Source organism: Streptomyces sp. CAU 1734 (assembly GCF_039888735.1).
Taxonomy (GTDB): Bacteria; Actinomycetota; Actinomycetes; order Streptomycetales; family Streptomycetaceae; genus Streptomyces.
Genome location: NZ_JBDQQP010000005.1, coordinates 417,072 through 428,210, shown reverse-complemented (window position 1 = coordinate 428,210; position 11,139 = coordinate 417,072). Strand labels below are relative to the sequence as shown.

The 11,139-nt window shown below is 73.4% G+C and carries 8 protein-coding genes and 2 pseudogenes; 7 read left to right on the top strand and 3 right to left on the bottom strand.

All coding sequences use genetic code 11. The annotated features are described in order from the left end of the window. Positions 1-149: 149 nt before the first annotated feature. From galE to idi, 4 genes and pseudogenes are all read left to right on the top strand, one after another. Positions 150-1,133, top strand: a complete 984-nt coding sequence (gene galE / locus AAFN69_RS12535; protein ID WP_347728479.1) for a UDP-glucose 4-epimerase GalE — start codon at positions 150-152, stop codon at positions 1,131-1,133. A gap of 457 nt (positions 1,134-1,590) precedes the next feature. Further along, positions 1,591-2,532 (top strand): cation diffusion facilitator family transporter, encoded by a 942-nt coding sequence (locus AAFN69_RS12530; protein WP_347728478.1) that lies wholly within the window; start codon positions 1,591-1,593, stop codon positions 2,530-2,532. Positions 2,533-2,542: 10 nt separating this feature from the next. Further along, positions 2,543-3,052: pseudogene (locus tag AAFN69_RS12525) on the top strand (N-acetyltransferase); the annotation flags it as partial. A gap of 134 nt (positions 3,053-3,186) precedes the next feature. Further along, entirely contained in the window at positions 3,187-3,792 is a 606-nt protein-coding gene (gene idi, locus AAFN69_RS12520; RefSeq protein ID WP_347728477.1) for an isopentenyl-diphosphate Delta-isomerase, read from the top strand. Positions 3,793-3,860: 68 nt separating this feature from the next. On the opposite strand, the gene AAFN69_RS12515 is transcribed toward idi, so the two are convergent. Further along, positions 3,861-4,517, bottom strand: coding sequence for a DUF308 domain-containing protein (locus AAFN69_RS12515; RefSeq protein ID WP_347728476.1), 657 nt, complete (start codon positions 4,515-4,517; stop codon positions 3,861-3,863). Positions 4,518-4,591: 74 nt separating this feature from the next. Between AAFN69_RS12515 and AAFN69_RS12510 the strand changes: the two are divergent. Then, positions 4,592-5,352: pseudogene (locus tag AAFN69_RS12510) on the top strand (enoyl-CoA hydratase/isomerase family protein). 60 nt (positions 5,353-5,412) lie between these two features. On the opposite strand, the gene AAFN69_RS12505 reads toward AAFN69_RS12510, so the two are convergent. After that, complete coding sequence (locus tag AAFN69_RS12505) at positions 5,413-6,039, bottom strand: DJ-1/PfpI family protein (RefSeq protein ID WP_347728475.1); 627 nt, start codon at positions 6,037-6,039, stop codon at positions 5,413-5,415. A gap of 12 nt (positions 6,040-6,051) precedes the next feature. Next, positions 6,052-7,044: a GlxA family transcriptional regulator gene (locus tag AAFN69_RS12500; RefSeq protein WP_347728474.1), complete on the bottom strand. Its 993-nt coding sequence runs from the start codon at positions 7,042-7,044 to the stop codon at positions 6,052-6,054. Between the two features lie 119 nt (positions 7,045-7,163). Here AAFN69_RS12500 and AAFN69_RS12495 point away from each other — a divergent pair, with 119 nt between their 5' ends. Both AAFN69_RS12495 and AAFN69_RS12490 read left to right on the top strand, forming a co-directional pair. After that, on the top strand, positions 7,164-8,072 hold the full coding sequence (locus tag AAFN69_RS12495) for a hypothetical protein (protein ID WP_347728473.1): 909 nt from the start codon (positions 7,164-7,166) through the stop codon (positions 8,070-8,072). A 189-nt stretch (positions 8,073-8,261) separates the two neighbouring features. Then, a complete protein-coding gene (locus tag AAFN69_RS12490; protein ID WP_347728472.1) occupies positions 8,262-10,679 on the top strand; it encodes a Tex family protein in 2,418 nt (805 codons plus the stop codon). The last annotated feature ends 460 nt before the right edge of the window (positions 10,680-11,139 follow it).

The window sequence follows — 11,139 nt, the reverse complement described above, 5'->3', positions numbered from 1 at the left end:
GCCGGACCAGGGGAAATGGCCCCGGGCCGCCCCGGGGAGGGGTGCACCGCGGCCCGCGCCCGGGGCCGGGCGCACCGGCGGCGGGGGAGAGTCAGCTTCGGGGGCGACGGGCGGACGGGGCCGGGACGGCACGACCTAAGGTGAGTGCCATGACTTGGCTGATCACAGGTGGAGCGGGGTATATCGGCGCGCATGTGGCGCGTGCGATGAATGATGCGGGCGAGAAAGTCGTCGTACTCGACGACATGTCGTCGGGGATCGTCAAGCGGCTCCCCGAGTCGGTTCCGCTTGTACGCGGGTCGGTACTGGACCGGGAGCTGCTGGATCACACCCTGGCCGGCCACGGGGTCACAGGGGTCATCCATCTCGCCGCGAAGAAGCAGGTCGGGGAGTCCGTTGAGCAGCCTCTGCGGTATTACGAGGAGAATGTGCACGGTCTGACCGTGCTGCTGGACGCGGTCGTCAAGGCCGGGATCCGGAAGTTCCTCTTCTCCTCTTCGGCGGCGGTGTACGGGGTTCCGGAGGCGGAGGTCATCCCGGAGTCGGCTCCCTGTCTGCCGATCAACCCCTACGGCGAGACCAAGCTGGCCGGGGAGTGGCTGGTCCGGGCGGCGGGCCGGGCGCACGGACTCTCCACGGCCTGTCTGCGCTACTTCAATGTGGCGGGCACGGCACGGCCCGAGCTGGCGGACACCGGGGTGTTCAACATCATTCCGATGTTCTTCGACCGGCTGACCCGCGGCGAGGCCCCGCGGATCTTCGGCGACGACTACCCCACGCCGGACGGGACCTGCATCCGGGACTACATCCATGTCGCCGATCTCGCCGACGCGCATCTGACGGTGGCCCGCAGGCTGGCCGTCCAGGACACCGCCGGGGATCTGACGGTGAACATCGGGCGCGGCGAGGGGGTCTCGGTGCGCGAGCTGGCGGATCTGGTGAACGAGGTCACCGGGCGCGGAGTGACGCCGGTGGTGGAGGCACGCCGCCCGGGGGACGCGGCGAAGGCGGTGGCGTCGGTGGAGCGGATCGGCCGGGAGCTGGGCTGGTCGGCCTCACGGGATGTGCGCGAGATGGTGGAGTCCGCCTGGGAGGGCTGGTGCCTGCGCCACCCGGAGGCCCGGGGGGCCTGACGGCGCGGGCGGGCCCCGGCGGACAGGGGGTCCGCCGGGGCCTCCGTCATTCGCCGGGCCCGCCGGCGGCGGCCGGGCCCCTGAAGGGCGGGGGCGGCGGCCGGGTCGCTCCGGAAGAACACTCTCCGTGACCGCTCCCCCGGACACCGGCACCTCCCCCGCGTCTCCCGCCCCGCCGCCCGGCGCCCTCCGGCCGCACCGGGCCCGGGCGGGCCGGGCACGCCGCGCGCCGGCCGCGCGCGCACCGTCCCGGCGGGCGGACCGACCGGTCGGAAGGTGATCGCCGACCAAGGGGCGGACAGGGGCCGGACGATCTCCCACCACTTCTGACCTGCGGATCATTTCCGCAGGTCAGGTGATATGACAACGGTGTTCAGTGCCGTGTTGCCCATACCCCCCACCCGTAGTTCACTGAGGTCTCGGACAGATCGATTCCGACGACTCTGGAGGCGCTCCCATGGGGGCTGGGCACGATCACGGGCATGTGCACGGAGGACCACCGCCGACCGGCACCGCCGCCGCGGCGTACAAGGGACGGCTGCGTATCGCACTGACCATCACACTGAGCGTGATGGTGCTGGAGATCGTCGGCGGCTTCGTCACCGGCTCGCTCGCCCTGGTCGCCGACGCGGCGCACATGGCGACCGACGGCATCGGTCTCGCCATGGCGCTGCTCGCCATCCACTTCGCCAACCGGCCGCCGAGCACCAACCGCACCTTCGGTTTCGCCCGCGCCGAGATACTCGCGGCCCTCGCCAACTGTCTGCTGCTGCTCGGCGTCGGCGGCTATGTGCTCTACGAGGCCGTACAGCGGTTCATCACCCCGACCGAGACCGAGGGCGGGCTGACGATCGTCTTCGCCCTGGTCGGCCTGGTCGCCAACATGGTCTCCCTCTCGCTGCTGATGCGCGGCCAGAAGGAGAGTCTCAATGTCCGCGGCGCCTATCTGGAGGTGCTGGCCGACGCGCTGGGCTCGGTCGCGGTGCTGATCTCGGCGATCGTCATCCTCACCACCGGCTGGCAGGCCGCCGACCCGATCGCCTCGCTGGTGATCGGCTTCATGATCGTGCCGCGCACCCTGAAGCTGCTCCGGGAGACCCTGAACGTCCTGCTGGAGGCCGCGCCCAAGGATGTCGACATGGCCGAGGTCCGGGCACATATCGTGGCCCTGCCCGGGGTCGAGGACGTCCACGATCTGCATGCCTGGACGATCACCTCGGGGATGCCGGTGCTCTCCGCCCATGTGGTGGTGAGCCAGGATGTGCTGAACTCGGTCGGGCACGAGAAGATGCTCCACGACCTCCAGGGATGCCTGGGCGATCATTTCGACGTCGAACACTGCACCTTCCAATTGGAGCCCGTCGGCCATGCCGAACACGAAGCCAGCCTCTGCCACTGACCACTCCGGGGACGCCCGGTGGCGCACCAGACCGGAGACCCCCGCGGATACCGGCGCGGTGCGCGCGGTGAATCTCGCGGCCTTCCCGACCCCCGGCGAGGCCGACCTGGTGGACGCCCTCCGCGAGGACACCGAGGCGTGGCTGCCCGGCCTGTCGTATGTGGCGGAGGCCGCCGACGGCTCGGTGGCGGCCCATGCGCTGATCACCCGCTGCTGGGTGGACAACGCCCCGGCCGCCGCGCTCGCGCCGGTCGCGGTGGTCCCCGGGCATCAGCGCACCGGGGCGGGCCAGGCGGTCGTACGGGCCGTTCTCGCGGCGGCCCGGGAGCGCGGTGAGGAGCTGATCCTGGTCCTCGGCCACCCGGAGTACTACCCGCGCTTCGGTTTCGTCCCGGCGTCGCGTTACGGCATCCGGACGGGTTTCGAGGTCCCGGACGAGGCGATCATGGCACTGGTGCCGGAGGGTTCCACCGGCGTTCCAGCGGGGACGATCCGCTATCCGGCCGCCTTCGGCGTGTGATCCGTCCCGTCCTCCCGGCACCCCGCCGGGAGGACGGAAACGGACATGCCCGGACTGCTGAAGTGACGACAAGACGCTTTTGTACGGCAGACTGGGCAGGCCCCCCAGGGCGAGGACTCACGCGAAGGATGGTTATGCCGACCTCACCAGCCACTGCCCCGAACAGTGCGCCGAACGGCGCCTCGAACGGCGCCTCACCAGCGATTCTGCTCGAACTGGTCGATGAGCACGGCACCACCATCGGCACCGCGGAGAAGCTCGCCGCGCATATCGCGCCGGGGCAGCTGCACCGGGCGTTCTCCGTCTTCCTCTTCGACGAGCGGGGCCGGCTGCTGCTCCAGCGCCGCGCGGCGGGGAAGTACCACTCCCCCGGCGTGTGGTCGAACACCTGCTGCGGGCACCCCTACCCCGGCGAGTCCCCCTTCACCGCCGCCGCCCGGCGCACCCATGAGGAGCTGGGCGTCTCGCCCACCCTGCTGGCCGAGGCGGGCACCGTCCGCTACAACCACCCGGATCCGGCCTCGGGCCTGGTGGAGCAGGAGTACAACCACCTCTTCGTCGGTCTGGTCCAGGCGGACCCGCGGCCGGACCCGGAGGAGGTCGGCGAGACGGTCTTCGTCTCCGCCGGCGAGCTGGCCGGGCGTCATGCGTCCGACCCCTTCTCGGCGTGGTTCATGACCGTGCTGGACGCGGCCCGCCCCGCGATCCGCGAGCTGACCGGGCCCGCCGGCGGCTGGTGACCCGGGAGTGAGGGGTGCCGCGCCCCGTGACGGGGCGCGGCACCCCTGTCCGTACCCATCCCCGCGGGTCACACGGGGGGCGGGTGCTCTCCCGGGCCGCTTCCCGGGCCGCTTCCCGTGCCGGGAGCCCGCCGGCCGGGACCGCTGAGTCCGCCCGGACCGCCCGGGTCGTCGACCATGCGGACGACGCCGCGCCCGCCGACGCCGATGGCGATCAGGCCGAGGCCGTCGAAGAGCAGCGCCAGGGAGAAGAACAGCCCCAGGACGTAACGGCTGCTCTCCGGCCAGTTGCCCAGTACCAGGATGCCCAGCAGCAGCCCCACGGTGCCCTGCACCAGGGTCCAGCCGAACTGCGGCCCGCGCACCACCAGACTGCCCACCAGGCGGAAGAGCCCGCCGGTGAGGAAGAGCAGCGCGGCGAAGAGGGTGAGGGCCTCGGCCGACCCCTCGGGGTGGCGGATGACCACCACACCGGCCGCGATGTTCAGCGCGGCCACCACGACCGCCAGCCAGAAGTAGTCGCCGCCGCGCGACTGGACGGCATGGACGAGGCCCACCACTCCGCCGAGCAGCAGCAGCCAGCCGAAGAGCAGCATCGAGGTGAGGGTGGCGAGCCCGGTGTAGACGAGTCCGATGATCCCGGCGATCACCAGGATCACCCCGAGCACGGCCAGCAGGCCGAAACTCCGCTTCAGTTTTCTGGACTCCCGTGTGGGACCGGACATCGTGTCCTCCTCGCCGCACCCCCGGTGGCCCCTCCTTGATCGTAGGTCCGCGCCGGGTGGATAGCATCCGGCGCATGGAGCAGCCGGAGCAGCAGCCGCCGCGGGTGACACACACCGTCGCGGACGGTGTCGCGACCGTGGTGATCAGCAACCCCGCCAAGCGCAACGCCATGACCCGGGCGATGTGGCGGGCCCTTCCCGTACTCCTGGAGCGGCTGGCGGCGGATCCGGGGGTACGGGCGCTGGTGCTCACCGGTGACGGCCCGGCGTTCTGCGCCGGGGCCGACATCTCGTCGCTGCGGGAGCCGGGCGAGGCGCCGCAGCGGCTGGCGGTGCGGGCCGAGGAGGCGCTCGCGGCCTTTCCGCGGCCGACGCTCGCGGCCGTGCGCGGCCACTGTGTGGGCGGCGGCTGCCAGCTCGCCGCCGCCTGCGATCTGCGGTTCGCCGAGGAGGGCGCGCTCTTCGGGGTGACCCCGGCGAAGCTCGGGGTCGTCTATCCGGCCTCCTCCACCCGCCGGCTGGTGGCGCTGACCGGCCCCTCGGCGGCGAAGTATCTGCTCTTCTCCGGCGAGTTGATCGACACGGCGCGGGCGCTGCGCACCGGTCTGGTCGACGAGGTGACGGCGCCGGGCGGGCTGGCGGGGCGGGTGGCGGATTTCACCCGGATCCTGACCTCCCGCTCCCCGCTGACCCAGGCGGCGGCGAAGGAGTTCGCGGCCGGCCGCACCGGCCGGGAGGAGTACTGGACGGAGGCGGCCCGTACCGGCGGCGAGACCGCGGAGGGGTCGCCGCCTTTCTGGAACGACGCCCTCCGCGGTTCGGCCCGCCGGTCTGAGACCGCCGCCCGGTGCGGGCGGCCGGTCCGGGGTCTCCGCCCGGGTGCGGGCGGCGGCGGTCACTCGACCTTGACGTCCCGGAGCCCGGCGACGACCCCGGCCGGGGCCTTCTCGGGCGATCCGGCGTCGTAGGGCGGCTGCGGGTCGTACTCGGTGAGCAGCTGGACGGTCTGGGCGAGCTCGTCCCCGCCGATCCGGCCCAGCAGATGAAGCGCCATGTCGATACCGGCGGAGACCCCGGCGGCGGTGACGTACTTGCCGTCGAAGACGACGCGCTCCCCGGTGGGCTCGGCGCCGAGGGCCGGCAGCTCCTTCAGGGTGAGCCAGTGCGAGGTGGCCCGGCGGCCGGTGAGCAGACCGGCGGCGGCGAGGACGAGGGAGCCGGTGCAGACGGAGGTGGTCCAGGTGCTGCCGGCGTCCGCCGCCCGCAGCCACTCCAGGATCGCCGGGTTCTCCATCGCCCGGCGGCTGCCGGGTCCGCCGGGCACCAGGATGATGTCGGGGCGGGGCACCTCGGCGATGGTCCGGTCGGCGACGATCGCGATGGAGCCCTGGTCGCCGCGGACCGGTCCGGTCTCCTCCGCGACGAAGACGGTCTCCGCCCCGGGGAGGCGGCCGAGGAGCTCATAGGGCCCCACCGCGTCCAGGCTGGTGAAGCGGTCGAAGAGCAGGATGGCTGTCTGCATGGATGGGTTCCTTCACTGGGTGGTGGCGGACGACGCCGCGTGCTCGCGCACGGGCGTACGGAAGCGGCGCCGGTACTCCGACGGCGGGGAACCGAGGCGTTTCACGAAGGCGCGGCGCATCGCCTCGGCGGTGCCGTATCCGGCGGCTCGGGCGATCTCCTCGATCCCCCGGGTGGTCTCCTCCAGCAGCCGCCGCGCGTGTTCGATCCGGATCCGGTCGACATAGCGGCCGGGGGTCGTCCCGGTCTCCTCCAGGAAGGCGCGGGCGAAATGACGCGGCGAGAGCCGGGCGCGGGCGGCCAGCGCGGTGACGGAGAGATCGCCCCCGGGGTGTTCGGTGATCCAGCTCTGCACCTCGCGGAGGGGTTCGCGGTGTGCGGTCTGGGCGGCGAGCTGGGCGCTGAACTGCGCCTGGTTGCCGGGCCGGCGGAGGAAGACCACCAGATGGCGGGCGATGCTCAGCGCGGCGTCGCGGCCGTGGTCCTCCTCGACCAGGGCGAGGGCCAGATCGATGCCCGCCGTGACCCCGGCGGAGGTGGCGATCCGGCCGTCCCGGACGAAGATGGGGTCGGGGTCGACCTCCACCGAGGGATGGTTCTCGGCCAGTTCGCGGCAGGACGCCCAGTGGGTGGTGGCGCGGCGGCCGTCGAGCAGCCCGGCCGCGGCCAGCAGCAGGGCGCCGGTGCAGACGGAGACGAGCCGCTCGGCGCGCGGGCCGTGCTCGCGGAGCCAGTCGGTCAGCGCGGGGTCGGGGTGCCGGGTGCCGGGTCCGCCGGGGACCAGCAGGGTGTGCGCCGGCGGCGCCCCGGCGAGCGTGGTGTCCGGTACGAGCACCAGTCCGCTGCTGGTGCGGACGGGCTTTCCGTCGAGGGAGGCGGTGGTCAGCCGGTAGGCGGCCGGGTCGCGGGTGAGGATGGCGGCGCCGGCGAAGACCTCGACGGGGCCGGTCACATCGAGGCTCTGGACGCCGTCGAAGAGTACGGCGAGTACGGGTCGCTCGGTCATGCGGCCATCCTTCGCCCGGGGCCGCGATGGCCGCAAGGACGAGGTTCCCACCTTCTCTGCCACGGGCGCGGCCGGCCTCGCCCTTCCGAACGTACCGACCGGTAAGTAACGTTCGGTGCGTGACCACCGCTTCGAGCACCTCACCGTCCTCCGTCCCGCCGGCCGACCGGACCCCGGAGTCCCCGGCACGGGCGGGCCGCCGCTGCCACCACGTCCTCAACCCGTACGCCTCGCTGGTGTACTTCTCGCCCGATCTGGGCACGGAGATGGCCGCGATCGGGATCACCGACCCGGGCGCCGCGTACTTCGCCTCCCGCGCCGCGGCGCTGGGACGGGTCGGCGCGGGTACGGTCTCCGCGACCTTCTACAGCTTCGGCCACGGGCTGATCGCCCGGTATCTCCCGGCGGTCTGGGAGACCGCGTCACCGGAGCGGGTGCTGGCGGCCCGGCTGCGGGCCGTGGACCGCACCCTGCGCCGGGAGCTGGGCGAGGAGACCATCGGCTCCCCCGAACTGGCCGAGGCGGCGCGGCTGGCCCTGCGGGCCGCCGAGGGCTGCGGCCGGCCCGGCCGGGCGCTGTACTCCGCACACGCGGATCTGCCGGTGCCGGCCGAACCGCATCTGGCGTACTGGCATGCGGCGACCCTGCTGCGTGAGCACCGCGGCGACAGCCATCTCGCGGCGCTGCTGACGATGGGGCTGGACCCGGTGGAGGCTCTGGTCAGCCATACCGCGACGGGCCGCGGCATGACCCCGCGCTGGGTCATCGCGAACCGGGGCCGGACGCGGGAGGAGTGGGACGCCGCCGCCGAGCGGCTGCGCGGGCGCGGGGTACTGGACGCGGACGGCGAGCTGACCGGGGCCGGGGTGCGCCTCCGGTCGGAACTGGAGGCACTGACCGACGAGATCGACCGCGGACCCTATGAACACCTGGGCGCGGAGGGTGTGGCGCGGCTGACCGAGCTGGGGCGGGGGCCGGTGGCGGAGCTGCTGGGGGCGTTCCCGGCGGAGGCGTTCGGCAAGGGCTGAGCGGCGGGGTCGCCGGTCCGTCCCGGGACCGGCCCTTCCAAAGCGGGCCGCCCGCTCCGGAAGGGCCGGACAGGCCCCCCGTACAGCTGTGCACCTGCCGGACCCCGCCCACATGCGACATCGCCGGCGGCGGCGCGGCACAATGCACTGTCAGGCACAGCCAGGTACGGGAAGGCGAGTCGGGGAACCGTGACGACGTCCATCGAAGGCAGGATCGCCGAGGAGCTCGGCGTACGGGAGCGGCAGGTCCGGGCGGCCGTCGAGCTGCTCGACGGCGGCTCCACCGTGCCGTTCATCGCGCGTTACCGCAAGGAAGCGACCGAGATGCTCGACGACGCGCAGCTGCGCACGCTCGAGGAACGGCTGCGCTATCTGCGGGAGCTGGAGGATCGGCGGGCCGCGATCCTGGACTCCGTGCGCGAGCAGGGGAAGCTGGACGACGCGCTGGAGGCGAGTATCCGGGGCGCCGACACCAAGGCGCGGCTGGAGGACATCTATCTGCCGTTCAAGCCCAAGCGCCGCACCAAGGCGCAGATCGCGCGGGAGGCCGGTCTCGAACCGCTCGCCGACGGGCTGCTGACGGATCCCTCGGTGGACCCGCTCGCCGCGGCGGCGGCCTTCGTGGACCCGGAGAAGGGGGTCGCGGACCCGGCCGCCGCGCTGGAGGGCGCGCGGGCCGTGCTCACCGAGCGGTTCTCGGAGGACGCCGATCTCATCGGCGAGCTGCGGGAGCGGATGTGGACCCGGGGCCGGCTCGCCGCCAGGGTGCGGGACGGCAGGGAGGAGGCGGGGGCGAAGTTCGCCGACTACTTCGACTTCGCCGAGCCCTTCACCGCGCTTCCCTCGCACCGGGTGCTGGCGATGCTCCGGGGCGAGAAGGAGGACGTCCTCGATCTGGTGCTGGATCCCCACGAGTCCGCCGAGGCGGCGGAGGCGCCCTCGCCGTACGAGGCCGCCGTGGCGCACCGGTTCGGGGTGGTCAACCGGGGCCGTCCCGGGGACAAGTGGCTCGGGGACACCGTCCGCTGGGCCTGGCGGACCCGGATCCTGGTCCATCTCGGGATCGATCTGCGGGTGCGGCTGCGCACCGCGGCGGAGGACGAGGCGGTCCGGGTCTTCGCGGCGAATCTGCGGGATCTGCTGCTCGCGGCGCCCGCCGGTACGCGGGCGACGCTCGGCCTCGACCCGGGGTTCCGCACGGGTGTGAAGGTCGCGGTCGTGGACGCCACCGGCAAGGTCGTGGCCACCGACACCATTTACCCCCATGTCCCGGCGAACAAGTGGGACGAGGCGCTGGCGAAGCTCGCCCGGCTGGCCGGGGAGCACTCCGTCGAGCTGGTCGCGATCGGCAACGGCACCGCCTCCCGGGAGACCGACCGGCTCGCCGCCGAGCTGATCTCCCGCAACCCCGCGCTCAATCTGACCAAGGTGATGGTCTCCGAGGCGGGTGCCTCGGTGTACTCGGCCTCCGCTTTCGCCTCCGCGGAGCTCCCCGGGCTCGATGTCTCGCTGCGCGGCGCCGTCTCCATCGCGCGCCGGCTCCAGGACCCGCTCGCCGAGCTGGTGAAGATCGACCCCAAGTCGATCGGAGTCGGCCAGTACCAGCACGATCTCTCCGAGGTGAAGCTGTCGCGCTCGCTCGACACGGTGGTCGAGGACTGTGTGAACGGCGTCGGGGTCGACGTCAACACCGCCTCGGCGCCGCTGCTCTCCCGGGTCTCCGGGATCGGGGCGGGTCTCGCCGAGAACATCGTGGCGCACCGCGACGCCCATGGGCCGTTCCGGTCCCGCAAGGCGCTGAAGGCCGTGGCCAGGCTCGGCCCGAAGGCGTACGAGCAGTGCGCGGGCTTCCTCCGGATCCGGGGCGGGGACGACCCGTTGGACGCCTCCAGTGTCCATCCGGAGGCGTACCCGGTGGTGCGGCGGATGGTGAAGGCGACGGGCGGCGAGGTCGCCTCGCTGATCGGGAACACCGGGGTGCTGCGGTCGCTGCGGCCGGCGGAGTTCGTGGACGACACCTTCGGGCTGCCGACCGTGTCGGACATCCTGCGGGAGCTGGAGAAGCCGGGCCGCGACCCGAGGCCGGCCTTCCGTACCGCGGCCTTCAAGGAGGGCGTCGAGAAGATCGGCGATCTGGCCGCCGGGATGGTGCTCGAAGGGGTGGTCACCAATGTGGCGGCCTTCGGGGCGTTCGTGGACATCGGTGTCCACCAGGACGGTCTGGTCCATGTCTCGGCGATGTCGAAGAACTTCGTCAAGGACCCGCGTGAGGTGGCCAAGCCCGGTGATGTGGTCCGGGTCAAGGTGCTCGATGTCGACATTCCGCGGAAGCGGATCGCGCTGACGCTCCGGCTGGACGACGAGGCGGCACCGGGCGGCGGCGGCCGGCCGCAGCGCGAGCGCGGGGAACGGCCCCGGCGCGAGGGCGGCGGGCGTCCGCAGCAGGGCGGCAACCGCACGGGCGGCGGCGGTCGCGGCGGCGAACGGCAGCAGTCGGGTGGTGCCGGCGGTCGCGGCGGCGCGGCCCAGGCGTCCGCCCCGGCGAACAGCGCGATGGCGGACGCACTGCGCCGCGCGGGCCTGACCGGCCCCGACCGGCGCCGCTGACCCGGGTACGCACCCCGCGACCGCGCCGGCCGCGGGGCCGTACGGATCGTGGGGGGGGCGTACAGGTCGCGGGGGGCGTACGGGCGTCCGCGAGCCGGGCACGGCCCCGGTGACCGTGCCGGTCGCGGCACGGGGCTCCGCCGCGGGGCCGTACCGGTCGCACGGGCGCGTACGGGTCCCGGAGCCGAGCCGGTCGCCGGGGCCGCCCCCGCCGCAGGACCGAGCCGGCCGGCCGCGGCAGTGCGTACAGGCCACCGGGCCGTACCAGCGGTACGGCCCGGTGAACGTGCCGGTTGCGGGGCGGAGCCACGTCGCGGGGGCGCGTACGGGTCCCCGAGCCGAGCCGGTCGCCGGGCCCTGCGGTTGCGGGGTCGGCGCAGCGGCGGGGCCGACCGGTCTCCCAAGCCGCACCCGTCGCCGGGACGGACCGCTCCCGCCCGCGGGACCGTGCGGGTCCCGG

Excerpts from the sequence above, each read along its gene's own strand:
- AAFN69_RS12500 (WP_347728474.1), bottom strand. The coding sequence starts at position 7,044 with ATGACCGAGCGACCCGTACTCGCCGTACTCTTCGACGGCGTCCAGAGC.
- galE (WP_347728479.1), top strand. The coding sequence starts at position 150 with ATGACTTGGCTGATCACAGGTGGAGCGGGGTATATCGGCGCGCATGTG.
- AAFN69_RS12515 (WP_347728476.1), bottom strand. The coding sequence starts at position 4,517 with ATGTCCGGTCCCACACGGGAGTCCAGAAAACTGAAGCGGAGTTTCGGC.
- AAFN69_RS12505 (WP_347728475.1), bottom strand. The coding sequence starts at position 6,039 with ATGCAGACAGCCATCCTGCTCTTCGACCGCTTCACCAGCCTGGACGCG.
- idi (WP_347728477.1), top strand. The coding sequence starts at position 3,187 with ATGCCGACCTCACCAGCCACTGCCCCGAACAGTGCGCCGAACGGCGCC.
- AAFN69_RS12530 (WP_347728478.1), top strand. The coding sequence starts at position 1,591 with ATGGGGGCTGGGCACGATCACGGGCATGTGCACGGAGGACCACCGCCG.